The organism is Paenibacillus sp. LHD-38, from assembly GCF_031157315.1.
GTDB lineage: Bacteria > Bacillota > Bacilli > Paenibacillales > Paenibacillaceae > Pristimantibacillus.
On sequence record NZ_JAVIFU010000042.1, the window covers coordinates 20,966 to 45,436 of the forward strand.

A 24,471-nucleotide genomic window follows, 5' to 3' on the forward strand; every position below is an offset into this window, starting at 1 on the left:
CAACAGTCTGAAGACAGTATGGTTGCCCATACTGACTTTCAGTGCATTGCGATGCTGTTACGTTACTTCGTTACGCCGCCTCTTAGATAAGCGATGTCATCGAGCAGCAGCTGTGCGAATTCCGCGCTGATATGCTTGCCAGACTGCGCTCTGACCTCATTCTCGAGGGCGTTCCATGCATTCAATTGCTGCTTGCCTTCATCCGTCTGCTTCTGCGCTTGCTCCACTTTGGACTGCAAGCTGCGGAGGATACCCTGGTTGTCGATCCATCCTTTGGCGGCTCCTATTCGCAATGCTTCAACCAAATGGTCTGCATCGAGCAGGACGTTCAGTACGTATTCGGTCTTCGCCTCATTGCCGGCGGCGTCCGCTGCGACAACACGGATCGTATGCGCACCGGCTCGAAGAGACAGCGGATCGAGCACAGTCGGGTTAACGACTGCAACTCCGTCTATTTCGATCGCCGCGCTTGCAACGCCGCTCAACGCATCAGAGATGTCGAAGCGCACGTTGATCGCTTCCGTCTGGTATACCGCCAGCGATACCGTCGGTGTGATGACCGGCGCGGTCATATCGATGTTAACGCCGGTCGTCTTGACGGCTTCCTCATTCCCCGCTCTGTCAACGCTGTAATACTGCAAGGTATGGCGACCTTCGCTGCTTACCGTTACCGCCGTTCCTTCCGCCATAAGGCCGTCATCCAAGCTGTATAACGTCCGGGTAACACCGGCGCCGGTGTCGGTAGCGGTCAGCTGTACCGTCTGCGCGGTCCGCTGCCAGCCGGTCCCGGCATCGTCCGTCGTTAAGGGAGCAATGGTGTCGACAACAACGCTGACGGTATCTTGAAAGCCTCCATCCTTTGTTGTTACAGTTACGATAGCCGTTCCGTCTCCAACCGCCTTCACGATTCCCGCTTGATCGACCGTTGCAACCCCGGGGTTGGAGGACGTCCATGTGACGGCTTTATTCGTGGCCGATTCGGGAAGCACGGAAGCCATTAATTGCAGCTCACCGCCCGCCTTCAGCACGACCTCCTTCGGTAAAGCTTGCACCCCGCTTACGAAGATAACGTTCACATCCTGTAGCAGCAGCTCTTTATTTAGACCTTTGACCTTTACTTTTACCTTAACTGTATAGCCGCTGGCCTGCGGCAACCCGGCAAAGATGATGCTGCCGTTCAGGTTGCGCGTTACTTGTGTGGCGGTGTCAAGCCCCCCTAGGGCAATTGACGCTTCGATCTTTTCCACCGCATTGGCAACGCCTGCCGCAGCAACTATGGAAGGAACATCAATCGCGATCGTGTTGGTCTCGACAGTCGCCGTTGGCATAGCGTTTAGCGTCTCAACCGCAGGTACCGCCGTCACATACCGCAGATTGGCGATATAGCTGTTCGGATCGTACAAAGCCATCGACTTAAATACTACGGTCGCCATCTGCGCGGTACCGATGAAATTAGGATGAATATTGTCGTTTAACCAAATGCTCTTAATATGACTTACGTCCTTCTCCGCTTCCGTCCAATATTTGTAGTGATCGACAAGCAGCACTTGTTTGTCCTGTGCCACTTTTCTGATCGTATCGACGTAAGCAGGAAGATTCGAATATCTGCTCGTATCAGCCGATTTGATCGTATTGATCGTTTGAAGGATCGGGATTGCCCCAAGCGCCCTTACTTTATCCACTGCCGTCCGCAGATTGGCTTCGAACTCGCTGAGCGGTACCAGCTTATTGCTGCTGTCGTTCATGCCAAAAGCAATAAATACGACATCAGGGTTATTTCTGGCAATCCATCTGTCAAAATTATCCAACAGGTCGCGAGTTGTCATACTCGACACTCCCGTGTTAAGGACATGATCGCGTGCCCTTGCCGGAACTTCTGCAGCAAGCTCCCCTTTTACCCGCTCTGCGAATAGCTCCGCAAAAGATTTGTAGCCTTTCGTATGCAAGGCGCCATGAGTAATGCTGTCTCCGCTGAAAAGCCAGGTCAAAGGCTTGTCGCTATGAATGAGTGCAGCCAGATCAACAGGAATGTCGATTTGGGATGGCGCTTCCGAATGAATATATGCCGGATTGACCTTCACGTACTTCTGTTCGCCGGACAGTTTGGCTTTTACGGTTAACACGTAGGGTTTAACCTCATCGATGCTGCCCAAATTCACAATTCCCGTTACATCGGCAGTCTCCCTTCGGTATTCCCCGTCCCCCGCGTCTAACGTAACGACCGCTTGTTCGATTTGGGTCATGCCCCGCAATGTTTCGCCAAGGTTTACCGTAAGCGCGCCTCCCGTTACCGTATAGACGATATCGCGATCCACGACCTGCTCGAAAGGCTCCTTAACATCCATAAAGCTGTTTATGCTCCATGTGTACCCGTTGCCGCCTATATCGAACAAGGTCATCAGATCCTTGGCAAGCTTCAGGTGCCCCAGCTCATTCGGCATCGTACCGCCCGGTCCAAGTAATGAGGACAGGTTCGGATTCGTTTTCCAGGCATCGAAATGGTTGGCAAGCACGACGCTGTCTTCGGATGAAACCGCCTTAACCGCGTCGACATACGGGGCAATCTTTGCCGCAAACGCCGGATCTGTCGAATACGGAGTCGTTTGCAGCGCAGGGACCGCTCCGGCCTTTCTGATCTCGGCCACTATCGCTTTCAAATTTGTCTTAAACTCGCTCAAAGGCGTTTGGTTTGCGGCGTCTCCCCCGCCAAGCATAACAAACACGGTCTTCGGCTTCAGATCGCTGACCAGACGGGAGAAATCCGTCAACAGCTCCGCCGCCGTGAGGCCCTTCATCCCCGTGTCAAAAACGAAATCTTGCCGCATGACGGCGCCTGATGACCCTGCAGTTCCTGTCATTTCCCAGCGAATTCGTTCCTCAAAGTGCTGCATGTAATTTCGGTACCCGCCGGCTTGTCCCACTGCAAAAGCAATATCGTCGCCGGTAAATACGAACGTTGACGGCTCGCTTGTCGGCTGGATATACGCCTTTATTCGGGCAAGATCCGCATTCACAGAAGGGATGACGACATTTGCAGTGAGGGAAGCCAGCTCCTTGTCATCGAGCTTTCCGTCATATACCTCGACTGTCTCAATGTCGCCTTTGTAATACCACTCCGGAACGCTCTTGAAATCGCGGTTGGCGCCGATCAGGAATGTATTCATGCCAGGGATGGCGCTCGCAAAATCGAAGCCGGGAGCAGTTCCGATCTTGTTCCCATCCGCATAAATGATGGTCGATGAACCATTTATGCTTACCGCCACCTTATGCCAGGCCCCGTCGTTGTAGATCGTTCCTTCCGGACTCGTAAATTGGGCGAGATAAGAACGGTTTGACGTATAGGCCGTCGTTTCTCTCGACTCTATATACAGCTTGCCGCTGTTTATTGCAACGGTCAAGTTAGAAGCGTCTGCGGCAGCGTTCGAAAGGCTCATGATCGTTCTCGCATTGCCACCATCCGTCAGCTTAAATTTGGCAAATATCGTGCCTTGCTTCAGGTCTTTGACCTTTGCCAGCTCACCGGTCATATCGACAAAATCGCTGGTCCCGTTAAAGGAGCGGTTTATATTGCTCGAAATGACGCGCTTCGCTATCGATGTTGCCGACAAAGCCTGATTCTCGGTCATATAGCCGCTGTAAAAGTCTGCATAAGCGATATCGCCCGCCTGATAATAATCATGACCGGATGTCGTATTGGATGCGATGGACCTACCGATATTCGCACGGTTCGCTCCGGTTAGATGTTTTAGAAAAACCGTGTTTGTGTTCGTGAGAAGCTTTTTGCCGTCAAGGTAGATGGCCGTGCCGTCTTGATTCATGACAACGGCGACAATATGCCACTGTCCATCGTTAATCAATTCCGTTTGCGGCACTTGCTGATCGCTGACAAACGGACTTACGGTGTTGCTGGTTACCGAGAAGAACAGCCTTCCGTTCTTGGCAGCAAGTGTTGCATGGGTGTTATATTTCGTCTTCGTGCTGTCGGTCAGGGCAAATATCGTGTTGATGCCGACGGCATCCGTCGTTTTGAATTTGGCGACTATCGCTCCGGCCGATATCCCTTTGATCGTATTTACATCCGAGCTCACATCGGTGTAAACAAGATTTCCGTTCATTCCATTATCATTCGGATAGGCCTGGTTCGCCTGATAGCTTAATACACGCTCCGCCGCATCCGCGTTTTCAGCAGCTATTACCGTTTGCGACAGCTTGTTCTCATCAGCTTGTCTGGAAAGCGCATTCCCATAAGCGTTATAAATGTTGAGGCTCGCAGAGAAAGCGGCCTCCAGCTCATATGAGCCGACGGCGAGCTCCGGGAACGAGCCTTCGAAGACGAATTCCGTGCCGGCTTGATTCTGGCTCACGAGCTGAAAACTGACGTCCTTGTCGCCGATTGAGCCCTTCAAGCTTCTGTCGCCGCTTAGCATGATGTAGCTGTCGAACGCAGCTCGAATCCGCAGCTTTTCTTCTAACGCATATCCATCAGGCTTGAGAGCTTCGACCGCAATGGATGTAAGCTTCGGCGTAGGCTTGACTCCCTCGCGCTGCCATTTCAGGTAGTCGACGTTAAACTTGATAAAGCTCATGTCGGTGTTAGCAGTACCTTCATAGAAAAGGCCAATATCGCCGTTCCCCAAATTCGCGAGACTCGAATAAGCATACGTGCCTAGTTTGACGAGCTGCGAGTATTTCCAATCGAATTTGTATTTAGTTCTGCCGTTCGGGAGCGTGCCGTCCGCTTCGATCAAACCGACTTTGACCGTTCCGTTAATCCGCTGGGATGAATTGGCGGGGCTTGCGAATATAACGGCTTCTTTTCCGTCAATTTGACCGTTGTAACGAATGGCCGTCATCTGGCAGTAAGCAGCGACCAAATCCCTTTCCGTTACAACCGCGGGATCCCACGTCTGGCCGCCGTCAAAGCTGGTGGCGATTTGGGCGTAGCCGGAATAGTTCCTCATAAACAGCTTCAATTGTCCATCCGGCATCTCTACGACTTGAGATTCCGTAATTTCGAAAGAAGAGCTGGTGAACGTTTTTTCATAGATGACGGCGTCATTGCCGACATCGCGTCCCTCGTTCGGAGACTCGCCGCGATGCCATGTCGCGCCATTATCGTCGCTGTAGATCACGGCGCTCGCCTGTTTGTTGTTGTCGTTCAAGAAGTATACAGGGAATACAAGCCTTCCGGCATGCTCGCCTTGCGTCAACTGAATGCCGTTGCCCGGACCCGTTCCGAGGAATATCATCCAATCTTCCTTCACTTCATCGTTGAGATCGATTGGTCCACTCCAGGTTCCCCCTTCGTCGTCGCTGTAATAGAGCTCCAAATATGACGTTTTATAAGGCTTGAGCGGAGATGTGGAGCTGAAAATGTTATTGATCTTCATGCCGTTCTGATAAAGGTTTCTTCGTGTATCGACCGTATAGCTCGTTACGGTTCCTGCCGCATTGAACACTTCGCCGTTCTCGCGAATGGTATATTCGTTGCCCGAAGAATCTTTGAGAAACATATATTTTTTCCCGTTAATCGTTTTGAATCCCGTGCCTTTATAGGCGTTGTTGCCGAAACCGCCCAATAGGCCGCCGCCATGTGGGAATGCGTCAACCAAAGCAAATATGCGGTCGGTACTCTGATCTTGCAGCAGCTCCAAATCGATATTGGAAGCCGAATCCGGATAATCGTTCACTACGATCCCGCTGCTTTCCCACGTGTCGCCCTGATCGAAGCTTCTTCTTATTACGGCGTCTATATTGTTGGGCGAATCGCCACCATGAGGAACTCTGCGGTCGATGCCTGCAATCAATGTCCCCTTCTTCGTATAGAGAAGCGAGGGAATCCGGTAGTTGTTCGACCCCATGAAGCCGGGATAAAAAATGTTTATTGGATCTGTAATTTGGGCCCCTGCCGGCATCGGATTCGTGACGGAGTCAACCCTCGTTACCCCTGTGACGTCAATCAAGGTCTGATCAGCCAGCGGCTTGCCGTACACCTCGGCAAAGTCAATCTGCCCGTTGAACGAATACTGGTTGTAGCCTGCCGGCCTTTCGGTGCGCCCTAATTGCGCACTGTTCGGAGCATAAATGTTGCTCAGAAACTTCCTTGGTGACGTCGTATCCTGTTTGACCAGCTTCCCGTCCAGGAAATATTTATAGCCCTGCGCCTTGTCCATAACCATAGCGACGGTGTGAACTTCATTTTCCTTCAAAACAAAGGCGTCGGTCTTGACGTGCGTGTTTACCTTCGTCTTGCCTGGCTCTTGATAACGGTTCTCGCTACCTATCGCCGACGGAGTAATGTACAGTTGAAAGTGTCCGTCGGGGAGTGTATTATTGCTGAGAGAAAATAAGGACATGATGGAGGAGCCAGAATAACGGAACCTTACGATGATCGTCCCTTCGTCCAGCGCTTTCAGCGCATCGACCTTATCGTTCAGGTTTGTAAAGCCGCTGTTGTGAATGATTTGATTTTCCACTCTCAGCACAAGGCTTGGGTCAAGCCCGGCTACCGTCTGTTCGCTTGCCCTGGCATACGGCGGTACCATCATAAGAAGAATTGCGATAGCTAATAACATGGAAGTGACTTTCCTCAACAAATTCATCTCCTCTGCCTCTGTTCTATTTATAAAGCGCTTTCACGCTTTCTCTAATAATAGAGCTTACGGACGACTAGAAACATCCCTCACATTTTACATTTAGGGTCGAATCTTTACCTGTCTCGTTCAAGGCCTTCGCCAGCGTTTCGGTGCAAACAGTTCAGAGCCGGAACAATGCCGATAGGGGATCGCCGATTTCAGCATGTATATGAGCTGATGATCGCAGCGCCGGATATTTTGAATGAGTGGTCCTTCGCTCCCATTCCAGTGACGCGCCGAGAAGATGGTACTGTTGTCAGATGGGCAGCGGGAAATAATTCAACCAGTGCCATGCTGTTCAATGATAATCCGGAGATGAAAAGGGATCTCGCCTGGAAATTCCTTCAGTGGTTGGTTGAGGGTTCGCTACACATAGGCTCAGTCTCCTTTTTTATGAAGAATTTGGATCACGATAGAAGTGAACCACCGGCTTCGGTGGTTCTGCCCTTCGCATTGGTTGGCGGCCGAGGAAACGATGGAGCGGAATGTAATCTCCAGCTTTTCCTCTGCTCCACACGGAGCATGCGGTAGAGTAGGTAGCCAGCGAGTTACCATCCGAAAATGACACTTTTCCAACTACCCCTCCCAGAACGGAGCATGCAAGTTTCCTATGCACTCCGCTCGCCAGTAATTATCAGTCAGCGATTTTCTTTCCTTGGTATTTACCTGAATGGATTAAAAGATGGCATGTATTGCAAACTGCAAGAGTTTTCCGACTCATTGCAATCATACGTTTCATCCATTCCGGTTTATCTTTTCTACCATTCTGGGCTAGGTCTTTAAGTTTTCGAATATGATGTATCTCAATGTCCCCTTTTGAACCACAAAGCTCGCAGCGACGGTATGACCATTCCCAGCGTAGACATGATCGCCCCGCCAAGTCCCGCTGTCTTATAGCCGACTAAGGTCGCGCTATTCGTTGCGATAGGCCCCGGAGCCATCCCGGCAATCGATATTGTTTCTTGGTATTCAGCAGACTCTAACCAACCGCGGGACGCTACTTCGTACTGAATAAGAGGAATGACCGCGTATCCGCCGCCAAACGAAACGATACCAATTTTCAAAAAGGTAATAAATAATTCCCATAGCACGGCGTTAGCCCCCGTTCATTAGATGAAACATTCGGTCTCAAGCAGGCGGGCACAATTCTCAGCGCCTTTACGCTCGGTGCGAACCTCTATGCCAAACCATTGCTTCCCCTTTACCAGAACAATCCCAACAGCCGAGCCTAGTAAAATGACATAAAAAGGATTAATATCAGTCAGCAGCAAGACGAGCAAAGCCGCAACCGTCACACAGCTAGTGGCGATATCGAAAATGGCCGCCTTTGCCATACGGTAAGCAGCCATCAGAATAAGCGCGATAACGGCGGAATGAATACCTTTGAGCTCTGCCTCGACCTTCGGTTCATCCCGCCACGAAAGATAGGCCAAGCTGAATAACCGCCGCCGAAGCTGGATGGTCCGACCTTGAGGAAGGTCCAAAAGAGCCGGCCAAGCTCCTTGATTTTGTCGATAGGAAAAAATACGTGATCGCCCCTCCCAAACGGCAACAAGCCATTCAAACGGGGGTCCCGCCATGAATGGCCTGCTCGCCGAATCTATTCGATGCCTTGCTCTTTCGCCTTCGTGTTCACTTCTTCGATCATCTTGTCGAGGCCCTTGGACTTGTAGCCGTCAACGATCTTCTGCCACGATTGCTCCACAGGATCCTTCGACAACATCACATTCAACAAATCGTCGTGATCGAACACCGTAAAGCTGTCCTTGGTCGGAGTCGACATGTATGTCAGGCGGATGTCGTATTCCGGCACTTTCGTGTTATTCAGAACCCAATCGATGTAGTCCACCGCATCTTGTCTGAGACCTTCGTCACCAATGGACGGGTTGCTTAGGTCGTAACGGTCTGCCGTTTCATAGGCAACCAAGTCTCTCAGGAAGGCGATTGCAGGATACTTCTCGTTCAACGTTTTCGTTTCCAGCATGACCTTCTTATCGCCTTCTAGCTTGTAATCGACACCTTCGATACCGTAGGTGAGCAAGGTTTTTCCTTCAGGAGACAGCACGTAATCATAGAGCGCAAGGATACGGTCAAGCTTCTTCGGATCGATCTTGCCGCTGAAGTAGCTCTCCGACCAGAATGTTTTGAAGATAGCGTGATGCCGTTCTCCGCCAGGTCCTGCTAGCGGATTCAATACTTTCACGGTTTCCGAGACATCCTTATCCGGGTAGCTGTTCGCCCAACGTTTGCGATAGATGTTCGCATCGAGGTTGATGAATCCGCCGCCGGAAAGCATTGCCGCGGATTTGCCCGAAGCAAATTTGTCGTAAGCGATTTCCGGGCTTGTAAGCGCAATGTCCGGATCGATCAGATTTTTGTCATACATATCTTTCATGTTCTGAAGAGCAGGCAGAGCGTTCTTGGAGAATACGGCCGGAATGAACTTGCCGTCTTCCTTGATCCATTTGAAATCCGCGCCGCTGCCGTCGCTTGTAGCAACCGGGTTGCCATACAGCCAGAACAATCCGCCCAGCATCTTCACTTGGGCCGACGTCAGACCTGTAATCTTCTTGCCTTCCGGATCGGCCTTCACGATCACTTCAAGCATCGCCTTGAACTCTTCCCAAGTCTCCGGCTCTTTCGTAATGCCGGCAGCTTGCGCCAAATCCCAACGGTAGTAGACTACGCGGTCAAGCGCGCTCCAGTCTACGCTTGGGAACATCCTTCTCGGAATCGTGTAATGCTTGCCATCGACAGCCAATCCCTCAATGTCCGGCGCTTCAAAATATTTCTCTAGATTCGGAAATTTCGCCAGGTCAGGCAGCGGGGCGACGACGCCTTGCTCGACCCACTTCCGCTGATATTGCGTGCCGATCGCGTCGATCGCGAATACGTCCGGCAGTTGTCCGGACGCGGCCCACATCTGGATCTTCTGGCCATAGTCGTCCCAAGTCGTATTGACCGGCTTAATGGAAATATTGAATTTTTTCAGAATATCCTGCACGATCGGGTCATTCTCGATCTTTGCGACTTCCGCTTCTACATCCCAGTAAGCAACGGAAATTTCCATCGGGTCCTTATAAGGGTTGTCCTCTCCTCCCGTACCCGAATTCGTCGCTGCGGGCTTCTCGTTCTCGGACGGCTTCTCGTTGTCGTTGCCGCTGCAAGCCGCGAGCAATCCTACGAACATAGCCATACATGCCAAGATGATGCCAAACTTCTTAAATCCTTTCATCGTTGAATCCTCCCTTTTTGTCATTGTGAAGCTTTTGTTAGGATAGGACAAGCATCTATATGAATTTCCTTATCCTTTAATGGAACCTACAAGTATCCCTTTGGCGAAGTGCTTCTGCAGGAAGGGATATACCAAAAGGATGGGTACGCTTGAGATGACGATCGTCGCCATCTGCAAAGCCGGTGTGTACACCTTGCTGGAGTCGCTATCCGCCGCTTGCTGAGCCAGCGTGTTCAGCAGCCCATTGCTCGTGATGAGCGTCTCCCGTAAGTAAATCTGGAGCGGCGTTTTGGCGGAGTCACTGATGAAGATGAGCGCGTACCACCACTCATTCCACCGCTCCACCGCGTAGAATAAGCCGAAGGTGGCGATGAACGGCGCGGAGATGGGCAGAATGATTTTGAGCAAAATGTACAGGTCGTTGGCTCCGTCCAGCTTCGCGGATTCTTCTAAGCTTTCCGGCAGCGTGCCGAAGTAGTTTTTCATAATAATCAAGTAGAACGTGTTCAAGCCTGCCGGGATAATCATGACGAGTATACTGTTGACGAGCCCCAGCGATTTGATGATGAGATAAAACGGAATAAGCCCGCCGTTGAAAAACATCGTGAACAGGATTAACGTCAGCATCGCGTTCCGGCCCGGCATCCCTTTCTTGGAGAGCGCATAAGCGCCCGTAACCGATATCGTCATGCTGAACAATACGCCGACGACGGTTACGATGACCGTATTGACCGTAGAGCTCCAGAACTTCGTGTCGGACAGGATTACTTTGTAAGCCGTTAAATCGAAGGACAAGGGCAGCAAGTAGAGATTGAACTGGCTGATGACTTCGAATTTGGCGAACGAAATGATAAGTACGTTATAGAACGGGAAAAACGTGATGAGAGACAGCAGTCCGAGCACGATATAGACGGCGATGTCGAAGGCGCTCAGCCTTGTCCTCTTCTTCGTATGCGTTAGCTTCATCTGTCGAATACCTCCAAGCCGTAGTTTAATAGAGTCCTTCCTCGCCCATTCGCTTCACGATTGTGTTCGCCAAGACGAGAAGCACCAAGCTGATGACGGACTTGATGAGTCCTGCCGCCGTCATATAACCGAAGTCTCCGCCTATCTGGAACGACGTCCGGTAAATATACGTATCGATGACATCTGCCACGGAATAGACCGGCGAGCTGTACAGATTGAAGATTTGATCGAAGCTTGCGCCTTGTGTCAGAAGTTGGCCTACATGAAGAATGAGTAGGATCGCCACTGTACTTTTAATGCCCGGCCACGCGATGTGGAGCAGTCTCTTGAACCGGTTAGCTCCGTCCATCTCGGCCGCTTCGTACAGCTCGGGATTAATGCCCGCAAGCGCGGCCAGGTAGATGATCGAATCCCAGCCGACTTCCCGCCACATATGCGTGAGATACAGAAGAGGCCGGAAGGACGCACTGTCCGTTAGCAGCGAGACGGACTCGAATCCGAGAAACATGATGATTTGGTTCACAACGCCGTCGCGGCTGAGGATGTTCGTAATAATACCCGCCAGCACGACCCAAGAGATGAAGTGAGGGAACGTAAGAACCGTCTGGAAAAATCGTTTGGCTGTCTTCCTCGAGAATTCGTTAAGTAGTATGGCCAGGATGATCGGCATAGGGAAATTGATAAGCAGCTTCATCAAGCTGATAATGATCGTATTCTTGAATGCCATATGGAAATCCGCGTCGGTCCATATTTTTTGGAAATGCTCGAGTCCGATCCAGGGACTGCCCAGAATGCCACCGCTGTAATCGAACGTCTTAAACGCCAGCGTCACGCCGTACATCGGCGCATATGCGAACAGCGCGTACCATATGAGAACCGGCAAAACCATCAGATAAAAATATTTGTGCTGAAGCATCGTCGTCCAAAGCTTCTTCGTTGTTCCAACGCTCGCCCCGCTGCGCATCAGAAGTCACTCCTTGCTTTTCTAAATTTGTGAATCCAGGGAACATTGCCCGCTTTTTTAGTATAGAAGGGACGGCGAGAGCGGAGTATGGACATAATCAGCCTTCTATGTGGACTACTTAATGAAAGTGCTTTCAATCATTTTCAATCACATAATCCGACATAAGCGCCATAAATATGTACATAGTGCATGAAAAAAAGAAGGCCGGCGCATAACACGCCGACCTTCTACTCAGCTATTGGTCCCTCCAGCTCCGGTACTCCTCGGCATGCAGCGGCCCGCCTTCCTTCATGACCGTCCATAACGGATCGGTGTCGCAGTCCATTGTCGCCATCATGTCGTCATGCCATTCGTTAAGCAGGTAGACGGCTTCCTTGCACACGTCCCGCCGCTCCTCCGCCAGATTGCGTTGCTCGTAAGGATCGTCCTTCAGATCGAACAGCATTTCCTTCGGAAAACCGTGATAGCCGTCGTGATAGAATCGAATGTAGAGCCAATCCCCGAATCGGACGCTCCGCTGGCAGACATGTGCGCATTGCGTCAATACGAGGTAGTCTCTGCCCTGGTCGGATGCGCCGGATATGCCGTCCGCATAGCTGATGCCGTCCCAGCGCTCCGGATGTTTCGCGCCAACAAGATCGGCCAGCGTCGGAGCCAGATCCAGATGGTAATGCAGTCCCTCGTTCCTCACGCCTCGCGCGCCGCCCGGCCAGCGGAAGATCATCGGGATGCGGCAGGTACCTTGGTCAGCCGTGCCGTGCTCGGAATAGATGCCAAGCTCTCCCAAGTTCTCCCCATGGTCCGCGCTGACGAGAATAGCCGTCTCCTCCAAGACGCCGAGCCGCTCCAGCAGCGACAGCACTTGTCCGATATGGTCATCCATGTAGCGGATCGCGCAGTCGTAATTGTCGATAATCTGACGGATATCTTCATAGGATTCGATCTCCCGGCCGTGCCTGCTCCACTTGCCGTAATGCGACTTCGCCAGCGCGTTCATATCCGTAATGCTGTGCTGTCCTTCCTTCTGCAGATGGGACCGGAACACCTCCTCCGTCAGCCACTCCGGCAACGGTTCTTCCGCGAACGGATGACCGTAGTGATCCGGCACCCGGTAAGGCGTATGGGGATCCCAGAAGTTCAGATGCAGGAACCATTGGTCCGATCGCCCATTGTCCTCCAACCACTTCAGCGCAGTTGGGAGCACTTGATGCGCCGATTCCAACCCGTTCTCCCCGATGTTATGAACCTCATGGAAGCCGGCGTTGAAGGTCCATGCGGAATGCCGGTCGGCGAACGTGCTGATCGTCGCCGTCTTATAGCCCGCTTCCCGCAATACGAAGGGGAGGCTCTCCCGCTTCAGCCGGTCCTCGAAGCCCCGGGTCGCTCCGTCCCGTCGCATATCCGCCGCGGTGCCGCCATGGCCCGCAACGCCGGTATGAATCCCAAATCTGCCCGACATAAGAGCAGTTCGGGAAGGCATGCACGGCGCATCGGAGCAATAATAGTTGGTGAAGACGGCGCCTTCTCCCGCTATGCGGTCAATGTTAGGCGACGTATTGCGATGATAGCCGTAGCAGCCCAGATGGTCGGGACGAAGAGAGTCCAGGTCCAAATAAAGTATTCTCATATTGAATCAATCTCCTTCTCATAGATAGTGGTTTGCCTGTCGGTCTATATCCCCGCAAGGACCGAAGGCGTGGCAATCGAATGCCACAAGGCGACGCTAATGACCTTCGTCTCGCCCTCTTCCCTCGCGTCGAACGACAGGATCGGCTCATCCAGCTCCTCCAAATGCGAGACCTCGCCTCGTACGTACTGGCTAATGCGAACGATCGCCGTATCGATCCGTTGCAAGAGTCCACCCATGCGCAGATCGAATACATCCAGCCCGAATATTTTGTTCTCATGCATCCATTGCTTCTTATAAGCGTTCATGAGCTGCTCGGCTCTCACCTTTATTTCCGGCAGCAACGTCTCCGCGTATTTCCCGAGCTGCTCTTTATTGCCGCTGAGGTACGCCTCACGAATCTCAATGCCGACAGACGCCTTCAGCGCAAGTAGACTGCAAAGCGTGGCCTGCGTCTCGAAGAGGGGGCTCCATTCTGGATTGCGTCCCGCCGCGGCACCCAGCAACGCTGCGCTTCTGCCATAATGCTCCTTTTAGGCTTCCGGCAGCACATGCTTGTCGAACAGTCCGTATAACACGTCCTGATACAATAAATATTTGCTTGGATTAACCTGATTGCCCATGCTTCGGCCGGGCGAAGGATTATCGGGCACGAGGTTGGCGAGATCCAAGGAGATGAAATCTCCGTAGTCGCCGCCCGCGCATGTCGCGAAGCGCTCCCGCAGCACGGCTTCGTCTCCCGTTTTCTTATAGCAGAGCTCCGCCCACAGCTGCAAGGTCGGGAGGACAGCGTAGAAGGAGCATTCCACCCCGTTGTCTCCCCATGCCGTGACGAGCGTCTCGCGTATCCCGCTTGCGACGCAGCTCTCATGCGCCATTATTCCGATATGGCGGCTGAACGCGTTGTTCGGGGCGAATCCCATCCACTTCCAGGCGCCGCCGGCGAATACGATGTTGTCGCTTAGCTGCTTGTGCTTCCTCATCATGCCGTCATATTTCGCTCGATCTTCCGTGTAATAATCCCAATAAACCAGCCTCAGATCCTCCGGTATCAGGGATGCGATATCCGCCCTGATCGGACTTTCGGGGTCGTAATATTCGCCTCCGCTCGCAAGCCTGAAGAACATGTCGCTCCACATCATCGGCTTGTAGCCGTACGAGCGGGCTATGTCCATGACTTTGGCGAAATGCTTCATCATCAGCGCGGATCGGTCATGATATCCGTGCTTGACCAAATATTTGCCCAGCCCCATCATATGCGCCTCGTCCATCCCGATGTTGATGCTTCGGCTGCTCAGATTGCCCGCCATCGTTCGGAACATCTCATTGATCAACTCGTACGTCTTCGGCTCGTCGATCAGCAATATATCGTTGCAATCAACCAGATCGGCATGCGCCGCCCACTTCAGCGCAGGGCCGAGATGCGCAAGCGTCTGTATGCAAGGAACCAGCTCGATGCCGAATAGCGCCGCGTAACGGTCCATACTCTTCCATTGCTCCGACGTATAGCGTCCTCTCATATAGCCGAAGTACGGATAAGCCTCCATCTCGTAAGTGTCTTCCGTATACAGCTGCACCGTCGTATAGCCCATAAGCGCCAGGCGCCGAATGATATTTTTGAACGCGTCCATATGTAGGACGGCGTTGCGGGAGCAATCGATCATGACACCCAGACTGTCGTACCACGGCGTCTCTAGCACACTGAATGGCTTGCCTTTCCTGATACCCTCCACGGTCAGTCCGAGCGCTCGAACAAACTGGGAACCTCCGCCGCAACAGACGACAGCCGCTTGTCCGTCATACTGAACGGCGATCCCGCCGCTGCCCTCTTTGAATTGCACGGGAATGCCCGCCTCCGACAACGATACGCGCAAGCAGCTTACCGCTTCAGATAACACCTGCCGTTGATTCTCCGTCAAACCTGTTACATGAATCTTCATATCTCTATACTCCCCACTCGTAGTTAATCGTTCTGTCTCAAACAGCATGGCAATTAGAAATGAAGAGGCATCCCCCGATAGACCGAGAAATGCCATTCACTTAGTAGAAACTTAACTCATCTTGTCTGCGCTTAACTTCGCCAGCGCCTCCGCATGGACGGTCACAGCCGCTTCGCGCGCGGCTTCGACCAGCCACTGTTCGTACTTGAGATCCAGCAGGCGATACAGGATTTCCTCCGTTACTTCGTCAAGCGGGTAATAGCCGCCCTCTTCCCGCTCCAGGCATTCCAAGACGGCATAGCCGTCCGGCAAAGCGACGACTTCGCTGATTCCGCCGACCGCAAGCCCTTCCGCCGCCTGCAGGATCTCCGCAAAGGTTTTGCGGTCGTTTCTTTCGGAGTCTGCGCCGAACCGCTGCTCCGTCAGCGCAAGCTTCCTCTCGTCGGCCGCCGCTTCGAGGGAGCCGGCCCGCTCGGCCGCAGCTCTGGCGGATTCCGCCGCCGCCCGCGCTTCCTCTTGCGAAGACTCCGAATAAGGAATGAACAGCTTGAGGATCGTTATGGCGTCCGGTTTCTTGAACATGGCGTCTTGGTTCGCTTCGTAATACGCTTCGATCTCGGACGGCTTAGGACTAAGTCCGCCAAGCGCAAGCTTCTCCTTCAGAGCTATCGCCAAGTTGCTGAGCATATGGCGGTAATAGTCTTCTTCGCCGTATGCCACAGGTCCGTAGATGACTTCGCCAGCCAGCACCGCTTTCTTCCGGCGCTCGTTCTCCTTCTCCCATTGCGTCAGGAACTGTTCGTAAGAGACTGGCGTATCGATCCCTTGCCGGAGCGACTCCGCCTGCTGAACTTTGACGCGCGCAATACGGTTCAGCGCTTTATCCTTCAGCGCGTCCAGCGGCGTCGTGCCGTCAAACTCCGCCTGCCAGAAGCCCTCCCCGTACTCTGCGCCATATCGGGATTGAAAGAATTGAATGACAGTCGTTCTCTCCTGCGCCATCGCCGCTTCGAACTCCGACGCCGATACATCCAGTCCATTGATGATTGCAACGGGAGCCTCAGGGTATACTGGCACCGCGCAGCTGCCTCCGAAGACCCATCCAATGCCCGCCAGCAGACAGACCATTCCCGCTGCTATCGCGAGCTTCTTCATTCCGCTCACCCTTCCTTAGGGCGTACCCATAACCTGTGCTTCCACGAGATGATTCCAGGCATTCACGGAGCTGCCGTTCGACCAGACCCTTACGTAGCGCGCCTGGGCGGGGGCGAAGCTAATCGACTTGCCCGAAGCCGTCTCCGCATACTCCGCATCCGTTCCCGCTCCGAATACGGCGCTGTTATTTGCGTCGTTATTGAACACGGTCATCACGCCGCTTGCGAAGTCGGAGACGTTCGACAACTGGACGATGACATCCTTGTACGTTCTGCCGCCGTCATAATAACGCCACAGCTTGACCGCGCTCACGTTGTAGACGGCTCCCAAGTCGATCTGCGTCCATTGTAGCCCTTGGTCCAAGCCGGCGTAGCTGCTTGCGGGGCTTGTTACTCCGTCCGTCACGCGTTCCGGATTGTTGATAAAGCTGCTCGAAGTCGCCGTCTTGCCGGCCGCAACGTTCGTCAGCGCAACCGCTCCCGCCGGATGCTCGTGCACGCCCCGATCCGGGCTGCCCGCATACAGCGTATTGCCCCAGAAGTCGCGTCCGCCGTTGCCGGCAATCGCTACGCCGCTGTTGATGGAAGGCGAACCGCTCTGCAGCTGATAGCCCGCCAGCGTATTGCGTCCGATTCCCCCTGATCCGGGACTGGCAAACATCGGATCCGTCGTCAGCTTCAGCGGATCGTTAGGCGTCGAAGAGAAATTGCCGAAGAACGTATTGTTGCTGTAGGTGTAGGAAGCTCCCCAGCTATTCGTGGTTGTATTGCCCATGTAGTAGAAAATATTGTTTTTGAACGAAGCCGTTCCGCTGTTCGTATTGAACATCCTCGCCGTTATGCCGCTTTTTACGTAAAACACATTATTATATAAGCTCGCGTTAATCGGATTGGTCGCCGTAATCAGATAGTTGCGGTCGTTCTGGCTAATGTTGTAACGGAAGACCGCGTCGCGCGAATATTCCGTGCCGTAGCTGATGAAGAGCATGGCGCCGCCTTCGTTGTCATGGCTGTAATTGTATTGGAATAACGTCCGGTTCGTTCTCGCATCGGCGTCCCATGCCATACCGTCCTTCGTCGTCTTCCCGTTATACGCCTCGTTGAATTGGAATACGGCGTCATCCGCGGAGTAGGCCCACATACCAGCATTGTAGCTGACGTTGTAATTACGGGAGCCAAAGCCATCGATCGTGTTGTATTCGATGAGCGGCGATTGGAGCCCCTGCGCCACGATGCCGTCTCCGCCGATATTGGACATGAAGTTGTTCCGAATCACCACGTTCGTGCTGCCCGTCCATGGGCCCTGTCCGCCCGTCTCTCCGGCACGGTTCGACCAGGAAGTCCACGTCAGCGTAATGGCTTCGCGGTCCAAATCGCGAATCGTGTTGTTCTCGATCAGAATGTCGTTGAACTTTGTTACCGTCGTTCCGCCCTCGATATGGAAGAACATGCCGCCGGTATCCTTGGCCGTATTGTTGTTCGTGTGCGGAATGTTCGGCCATACGTCGTGAATGACGAGATTGCGGAAATACAGGTGATCCACCGTACCGTAATCATTGGCGTGGATAAAGATGCCGCGCCGCGTGAACGAATCGCTGTAATTGGCGGAAATATCGAGATTGTTGATCTCCCAATACTCCTGATTGGACAGCTTGAGCGTCTGATTGGATGTCTGGCTGCCGACAAACGCAGGTTTGCTGCCGGTTCCGTACATATCGATGACGATCGGATTGCCGCTTGCTCCGGAGCCCTTCGGCCATAGCTCTCCGTTCCACACGCCTCCGGCCTTGAACAAAATCCTGTCGCCCGGGCCGAATACCGTCTCGTTCACATTCGCGAGCGTCTTCCATGCCGAGACTCCGGACAATCCGTTGTTGCCGTCGTTCCCGCTCACGGAATCGACATAATACGTCGTGTTCTGGGCATGAACTTTGGCAACGCTTACAGGTAATACAGTCATAACCAGGATGCATGCGAGCATGGCGTATAGTCCTCGTTTTACATGTATAAACATCTTTCCTACAACCCCTTCCATCATGTATTCAGCCATATTATAATGAACACTTAGAATGACTTAGTATAGATAAAAGCGTTATATTCACTGTTAATTATTATGAAAGTGCTTACTTTCAATCGAATTCTTGGTTTTGTACATATTTATCTTATTTTTTTCTATACGAATCCGCGAGGATGCTCGATACGATTGCTGTAAAGGGGGCGTTGCTGTGTACAAAGCAATTATCGTCGATGATGAACGATGGATTGTGGAAGGGATAAAAGCAGGCGTGCGCTGGGAGAAATACGGCTTTCAAGTTGCGGGGGAGGCGATGAACGGACAGGAAGGGCTAGCGCTGATCGAGAAGTTGCGGCCGGACTTCGTGCTGACCGATATTAAGATGCCGCTCGTTAACGGCCTTGAGTTGATCAAGCGGGGCAAGGAAACTTCCCCGCACACGATCTTCGCCGTGCTGAGCGGGCATGCAGAATTCGCTTACGCCCAGAAGGCGTTGAACTACGGGACCTTCGGCTATTGCCTGAAGCCGTTCGAGATCGAGGAAATCGAGAGCATGCTGGGCAAGCTCTCGCAATGGCTGAAACACCGGGCCCAACAGGAGCCGGAGCGTGACGCCCAAGAGCTGTACGAGGTATTGTGTTCCGGAAACGAGCAGTTGCTGGCGGAGAAGCTGTCGTCTGCCGGCATGCCGCTAAGCGCAAGCATGCCCGTCACGCCGATCGTCGTACAGGGCTATGTGCCCGCGCCGTACTGGGAAGACATTCATCATATCCGCTTCCGCATGAACAAGAGGCGGGTCGGCCTCCTCGTCTACAGCCATCTGGTCGAAAGCTTCCTGAGCCCGCTCGACTTGTCCGGCAACGCCATAGATTACAGCATCGGCATTGGCCCTTCTTCCGCCACTCCTGCCGAGCTGGAATCATCGCTGGAGGCGGCATCCGTGGCGGCATACGGCTCCTTCTCAACGGGAAAGGGCGGCGTCTATCGGCAGGTCACACCTTCGGAATCGACGATTGACGATCTGCTGTCGGAGCTGGTCGGCGCGCTCGCACTGAAGGACCGCATGCAGTTCGTGTCGGTCATGGAGTCCTGCAGGCCGTTGTTCCAGCGTTATGTATTAACGATCAAGGACGCTTATCTGATCTTCAATACGGTTATGTATCTATTCACGAGGGAAGGCGTAAAGGAGCATGCCCGGTTTTTGGAAGGCTATGACCAGCTATATTATGACTACGGCCATTCCGACGCGATGATAGACTATTTGGTCAAGCATACGCTGAGTCATCTATCCGACGAGTTGTCCTCCCGGCTCGCCGGCGTGACGCATAACCGCATCAAGGAAATCCTTACGTATATCCATCATCATTTTAATCAGGAAATATCGATCCAGAGCTTGTCCGAAAAGTTTTACCTAAGCCCCACATACTTATCTCAGCTGTTCAAGAAAGAAGTCGGGGAAAACTTCGTGGAATACTTGTCCCGTCAGCGAATCCAGTACGCCTGCAAGCTGCTGGCCGAGACGGATATGACGGTGAGCCAGATCGGCGAAAAATGCGGCTTCAACGATTACTTCTACTTCACTCGTATCTTTAAGCGACTGAACGGCATGACGCCAACGCAGTACAGGGAGGCGCGATGAAAGCATTCAGCAAGCTTTCCATTCGGACGCAGGTGCTCGCGATCGGCGCCGTGCTCCTTGCCGTTATCCCGCTGGTCAGCATTATGGCGTTCCGACAATCCAGCGAGGTAATTGTGAATCAGAACACGCAATACAATATGGAGCTCGTGTCCAATCTGAAGCAGCGTGTATCTGACAACTACGTCAAAATTTCGGGCGTTATGATCAACCTGGGCTATGATACGACGGTTCAGGACTTTCTGGCGGAGAACGATAATTTACAAACGTACGAGCTGTCGAAAAAAGTGCAAAGCTTAATGGGGGTCATCAAAAGCACCAACCCCGATATCGAAGATATCATTATTGTGAACGCTTCCGGCAAGCACACCTCCCTGAACGGCAAAATCAGAATGGCGCAGAGGATGATGGACAAGCTCGACGAACGGGAAGGCAAAGTCCAAGTCCAATACGGCGGTTTTGTAAATGATGATCCCTTGCTTGTCAATGATACGTTTCTCTTCGGTATGAACCTGTTCGCATCGCGCGACACGTACCGGTACGGAGAAAAAATCGGCTTTATCGCGGTCGTTTTGGACGCCAAATCCATTCAATCGGAGATCGAAAAGTTTCCCAGATTATCAGGCACGAGCTTCTATCTCAGAACGAACGGAATGCTGGTGTACGCGAACGCAAGCGGACTGGATCTAAATCTGGACGAGGGACGTCTGGCCCTGTACTCCCACTACGGCGAAAGCGCCGTAATCGAAAAGGTCGGCGGGAAATCATATGCGATTCAATCCTTCGACTTGCCTGAGATCAACGGCAACATCGTATCGGCGGTGCCTATCGGCAATCTCATCAAGGAGCTGGAAGGACTGAAGCGAACCAGCTATGTGATGCTGTTCGTTACGCTCCTTCTCGTTACGATACCGTATTCCGTCCTCATTATGAATATATTGAAGCCGCTCGGGAAGCTGATTGCGTTCATGAAGCGGCTGAAGAGCGGCAATCTAGAGGTGCTGCATTCGAAGGTCGAACTGGAGGGCTACGCCGAGATCGAGGTCATCTCGACCCAATTCAACACGATGCTGAACCGGATCAACGATCTTACGCAGCAGTTGCTGGAGACGACAGGCGAGCTCTATCAAGCCGATATCGAACGGCAGCGTGCGGAGATGTCGTTCCTCCAGAGTCAAATCAATCCGCATTTTCTCAGCAATACGCTGGATGCGATCAAAGGCATTGCCATTGTGAAGGGAAATCAAGAAATTTACGAAATGACCGCCGCCTTAAGTCGGATGCTGCGCTACAGCATTAAGGGGGCGAACGAAGTAAGGCTGGAGGAAGAACTGATGATCGTCGGCTCCTATATTACGATTCATCAAGGAAGATTCCCGGGAAGAATCCAGTTCGAGCAGTATACCTCGGAGGAGCTGAATGGCGTCCTTATACCGAAGATGATCGTTCAGCCCCTTGTCGAGAATGCGCTGACCCACGGCCTCGAGCCGCATCCGAGCGGCGGCAAGGTCGTCATTCAAGCAGAGCTCCGGGAAGATCGGCATATGGAAATTATCGTGACGGACAACGGCGTCGGCATGGAGCCGGAACGATTGGCACAGCTCAGGAGCACCCTTCTCTCCAGAGACCGCGCAGCCTATCAACATATCGGCATGAAAAACGTGAACGACCGGATTCGCCTCCATTACGAGGAAGGCTACGGCATCGAAATCAACAGCAGGCTCGGAAGCGGCACCGTCGTACGGATACGCCTGCCGCTCTCGCCGGCTTGAGTCTCGTGTCCGGTGCGGTGCGGGGCTAGCACGATTACCAAGAAATAAGGGACATCCCGTCGATCATCGACAGGATGTCCCTCTTTCGTTATCTCGTAATGATGATGTCGTCGACGTAGGCGCTAGTTGCCCCTGACGGTTTGTACGCATAGATCGTTGCGCTTGTATTGGTGCTTCCTGTTGTAAAGGTAACGCTCCCCTGGGTATAAGACGTACTCGATATGCTTACGAATTGCTCCGTTCCTCCAAAATTTTTGACTCCGATATGAACGGGTGGGCTCGAATTTCCGGTCTTTGCATATCCGGTCAGGGTATACGTTGTATTCGGGCTTAATGTGACGACTTGCTCAGCCGACACGGACCCCCCGGCCAATTGCAAAGCATATGAGCCCGTTCTTGCCTGAGCATTCACGACCGTAGCCGCATTCCAGCCATACCATGGGCTTAAGCTGCCGTTCTCGAATCCGCCGTTGCTCGCCGGACTTCTCAAAATCGTGAAGTCATCCCCGTAAGCTATAGTCGTACCGGATGGCTTATACAAGTATATCGTTGCTGTAGTATTGGCAGCGCCGGTTGTGAATGTAACCGTGCCCTTCGTTTTTTTAGAAGTCTGTTTGGTATCTTTCACAATAGTCGATTTAAACAAGGATAGTATTTTATTAAACATAGTGAACCTCCTCTGCCTAGAATGTCTTGCGCGGTATGTATTAAGTTTGCCTCGAGTTACGAATAAGGCTAAATATTACATCGGAATACAAGTTTGTATTCTTTAGGTAATATTTTTAACTCGCCATGTTAACTGTCAGTCCCATAGAAAAGCAGCCGATCGTCATGATTGGCTGTCGGGGTATAACGGCGAAAATTCTTTACTACGGCCCCAACAACAAAGGTTCCTCCGAACGCAAGTTATAGAAATGCTGAAGTCAACTTTCCCCCGGATGAAACAGCGAAATAATGTTTGAAGCATCATGGCTTGTGACAAGACTTTTATCCTCGAATCGCGTGGAGAGAACAACGAGAGTTGATGAAAATCCGAAAGCGTTGCAAGTTTCAAGGAAGGTTTCTAAGGTTTCGCTTGTTGCGGTAACAACCTTCAATAAATAATTGTACTCTCCACTGGTTCTGTAGAAATCGACTATCTCGGAAGCCCCTTCTACGAAAGCTTCGAACTCCTTGCAGTTATTCGATTTAAACAGGACAAAAGCGGTTGTATACTTACCAAGCTTAGATGGGGAAAGCACTGCCCGATAGCCCGTAATGACCCCCTGATCCTCCAGCTTCCGAAGTCGTTCCGTTACAGCCGGCTGCGACATCGTGATGATTCGACTCATCTCGGAAATTGTAATTCTGGCATTTCCGTGAATAATTTCCAATATTTTTCGATCTATGTGATCCATGATCAGTGCACCTCATTTTTTAAAGTGAGAGTCGAAAACAACGATAGAATTAAGTTTTTAGACCCCAAACTTCTTAATAATCTTATTTAAATAATAAGCACATCCCATTAAAATGTCACTAATAACCAGTAAGGGAGATCGAGAATATGACGATGACATTAAACGGAACCAAAGCGACTGATGGATTAAACTTTTACACGACCGGAGATGGAGTTCGAATTGCTTATCGAATCGAAGGAGCAGCCAGCAAGCCGGTATTAATGCTAGCAAACTCGATCGCCACCACGATGAACATGTGGGATGGCCAGCTGGCTGAATTATCTCAGTATTTCCGAGTTCTTCGCTACGACTATCGGGGGCATGGTGACTCGGATACGCCTGACGGTCCATATTCTTTCGACAGGTTGGGACGGGATGTAATCGAACTGCTCGACGCGCTTCACATCGACCGCGTGCATTTCCTTGGGTTATCATTAGGCGGCGTCGTCGGACAATGGCTCGGCATTTATGCTCCAGAGCGGATCGACCGGCTCATTTTGAGTAATACTTCCTCCTACCTGGGACCACCTGAGCAATGGGAGAGACTAATCGCCTCTGTGCTGCAACCAGAGAACCTTTCCGAATTCGCCGATGTGTTCATGAAAAACTGGTTTCCTTCGCATATGCTAGAATCGGAGGACGTTCTAGTCACGTCTTTTCGCAAGATGGTGCTCGCTACCCGTTCGCAGGGGATTGCAGGAAGCTGGGCTGCTATCCGAGACATGGATATGCGTCGGACGGCCTCCCTTATCAACAGCCCGGCACTAGTCATTGCCGGTCAGTATGATACAGTGACGCTTCCCAGCCACGGCGAATTGATTGCCGAGACGGTGCCGAACGCGAAGTTCGTCTTGCTGCCCGCAGTTCACCTATCTAACATTGAGTATCAAGACGAATTCCTGAGTGTCGTGATCGAATTCTTGCAATCGAGTTAATGGAGTAAACCGAAATAGCTTTAATTTCTTTGACATAGATGATTTGATCGAGAACTATGCCAAAAATGTAAAAGTGACGGTGCAGAGGGTTAACTCTGCGCCGCCATATCTCGATTTCGGGCCATGAAAGAGCCCTCTTACGGTACCATGAAACCGA

Annotated in this window: 15 protein-coding genes and 1 pseudogene; 3 read left to right on the forward strand and 13 right to left on the reverse strand. The window is 52.1% G+C overall.

Annotated elements, in window-relative coordinates; genetic code table 11:
* Positions 1–62: 62 nt before the first annotated feature.
* From RCO25_RS26430 to RCO25_RS26480, 11 genes and pseudogenes are all read right to left on the reverse strand, one after another.
* Positions 63–6,593: a GDSL-type esterase/lipase family protein gene (locus RCO25_RS26430; RefSeq protein ID WP_308999069.1), complete on the reverse strand. Its 6,531-nt coding sequence runs from the start codon at positions 6,591–6,593 to the stop codon at positions 63–65.
* Between the two features lie 676 nt (positions 6,594–7,269).
* Entirely contained in the window at positions 7,270–7,515 is a 246-nt protein-coding gene (locus tag RCO25_RS26435; protein ID WP_374992166.1) for an HNH endonuclease, read from the reverse strand.
* Positions 7,439–7,726, reverse strand: coding sequence for a chromate transporter (locus RCO25_RS26440; protein WP_308999070.1), 288 nt, complete (start codon positions 7,724–7,726; stop codon positions 7,439–7,441). The genes RCO25_RS26435 and RCO25_RS26440 overlap by 77 nt, the downstream gene beginning before the upstream one ends.
* Positions 7,727–7,744: 18 nt before the next feature.
* The gene (locus RCO25_RS26445) at positions 7,745–8,215 is read right to left on the reverse strand and encodes a chromate transporter (protein ID WP_308999071.1); all 471 of its coding nucleotides are present in this window, start codon (positions 8,213–8,215) and stop codon (positions 7,745–7,747) included.
* A 20-nt stretch (positions 8,216–8,235) separates the two neighbouring features.
* Positions 8,236–9,870 (reverse strand): extracellular solute-binding protein, encoded by a 1,635-nt coding sequence (locus RCO25_RS26450; protein ID WP_308999072.1) that lies wholly within the window; start codon positions 9,868–9,870, stop codon positions 8,236–8,238.
* 69 nt (positions 9,871–9,939) lie between these two features.
* Entirely contained in the window at positions 9,940–10,836 is an 897-nt protein-coding gene (locus RCO25_RS26455; RefSeq protein WP_308999073.1) for a carbohydrate ABC transporter permease, read from the reverse strand.
* A gap of 25 nt (positions 10,837–10,861) precedes the next feature.
* Complete coding sequence (locus tag RCO25_RS26460) at positions 10,862–11,800, reverse strand: ABC transporter permease (RefSeq protein WP_308999074.1); 939 nt, start codon at positions 11,798–11,800, stop codon at positions 10,862–10,864.
* 235 nt (positions 11,801–12,035) lie between these two features.
* On the reverse strand, positions 12,036–13,427 hold the full coding sequence (locus RCO25_RS26465; RefSeq protein WP_308999075.1) for a sulfatase family protein: 1,392 nt from the start codon (positions 13,425–13,427) through the stop codon (positions 12,036–12,038).
* A gap of 44 nt (positions 13,428–13,471) precedes the next feature.
* Positions 13,472–15,463 (reverse strand): annotated as a pseudogene (locus RCO25_RS26470) (family 20 glycosylhydrolase).
* A gap of 15 nt (positions 15,464–15,478) precedes the next feature.
* Complete coding sequence (locus RCO25_RS26475) at positions 15,479–16,522, reverse strand: peptidylprolyl isomerase (protein ID WP_308999076.1); 1,044 nt, start codon at positions 16,520–16,522, stop codon at positions 15,479–15,481.
* A gap of 15 nt (positions 16,523–16,537) precedes the next feature.
* Positions 16,538–18,535 (reverse strand): galactose-binding domain-containing protein, encoded by a 1,998-nt coding sequence (locus RCO25_RS26480; RefSeq protein WP_308999077.1) that lies wholly within the window; start codon positions 18,533–18,535, stop codon positions 16,538–16,540.
* 211 nt (positions 18,536–18,746) lie between these two features.
* Here RCO25_RS26480 and RCO25_RS26485 point away from each other — a divergent pair, with 211 nt between their 5' ends.
* Positions 18,747–20,174, forward strand: coding sequence for a response regulator transcription factor (locus RCO25_RS26485; RefSeq protein WP_308999078.1), 1,428 nt, complete (start codon positions 18,747–18,749; stop codon positions 20,172–20,174).
* On the forward strand, positions 20,171–21,943 hold the full coding sequence (locus tag RCO25_RS26490) for a sensor histidine kinase (RefSeq protein ID WP_308999079.1): 1,773 nt from the start codon (positions 20,171–20,173) through the stop codon (positions 21,941–21,943). The genes RCO25_RS26485 and RCO25_RS26490 overlap by 4 nt, the downstream gene beginning before the upstream one ends.
* An 88-nt stretch (positions 21,944–22,031) precedes the next feature.
* On the opposite strand, the gene RCO25_RS26495 is transcribed toward RCO25_RS26490, so the two are convergent.
* Both RCO25_RS26495 and RCO25_RS26500 read right to left on the reverse strand, forming a co-directional pair.
* On the reverse strand, positions 22,032–22,610 hold the full coding sequence (locus tag RCO25_RS26495) for a carbohydrate binding domain-containing protein (RefSeq protein ID WP_308999080.1): 579 nt from the start codon (positions 22,608–22,610) through the stop codon (positions 22,032–22,034).
* 256 nt (positions 22,611–22,866) lie between these two features.
* A complete protein-coding gene (locus RCO25_RS26500) occupies positions 22,867–23,340 on the reverse strand; it encodes an Lrp/AsnC family transcriptional regulator (protein ID WP_308999081.1) in 474 nt (157 codons plus the stop codon).
* 146 nt (positions 23,341–23,486) lie between these two features.
* Between RCO25_RS26500 and RCO25_RS26505 the strand changes: the two genes are divergently transcribed.
* Positions 23,487–24,314 (forward strand): alpha/beta fold hydrolase, encoded by an 828-nt coding sequence (locus tag RCO25_RS26505; protein WP_308999082.1) that lies wholly within the window; start codon positions 23,487–23,489, stop codon positions 24,312–24,314.
* Positions 24,315–24,471 lie beyond the last annotated feature (157 nt).

Bases quoted from the DNA above. Each gene is read 5' to 3' on its own strand.
- RCO25_RS26445 (WP_308999071.1), bottom strand. From the start codon at position 8,215: ATGGCGGGACCCCCGTTTGAATGGCTTGTTGCCGTTTGGGAGGGGCGA.
- RCO25_RS26450 (WP_308999072.1), bottom strand. From the start codon at position 9,870: ATGAAAGGATTTAAGAAGTTTGGCATCATCTTGGCATGTATGGCTATG.
- RCO25_RS26455 (WP_308999073.1), bottom strand. From the start codon at position 10,836: ATGAAGCTAACGCATACGAAGAAGAGGACAAGGCTGAGCGCCTTCGAC.
- RCO25_RS26460 (WP_308999074.1), bottom strand. From the start codon at position 11,800: ATGCGCAGCGGGGCGAGCGTTGGAACAACGAAGAAGCTTTGGACGACG.
- RCO25_RS26465 (WP_308999075.1), bottom strand. From the start codon at position 13,427: ATGAGAATACTTTATTTGGACCTGGACTCTCTTCGTCCCGACCATCTG.
- RCO25_RS26475 (WP_308999076.1), bottom strand. From the start codon at position 16,522: ATGAAGAAGCTCGCGATAGCAGCGGGAATGGTCTGTCTGCTGGCGGGC.
- RCO25_RS26480 (WP_308999077.1), bottom strand. From the start codon at position 18,535: ATGTTTATACATGTAAAACGAGGACTATACGCCATGCTCGCATGCATC.
- RCO25_RS26490 (WP_308999079.1), top strand. From the start codon at position 20,171: ATGAAAGCATTCAGCAAGCTTTCCATTCGGACGCAGGTGCTCGCGATC.
- RCO25_RS26495 (WP_308999080.1), bottom strand. From the start codon at position 22,610: ATGTTTAATAAAATACTATCCTTGTTTAAATCGACTATTGTGAAAGAT.
- RCO25_RS26500 (WP_308999081.1), bottom strand. From the start codon at position 23,340: ATGGATCACATAGATCGAAAAATATTGGAAATTATTCACGGAAATGCC.
- RCO25_RS26505 (WP_308999082.1), top strand. From the start codon at position 23,487: ATGACGATGACATTAAACGGAACCAAAGCGACTGATGGATTAAACTTT.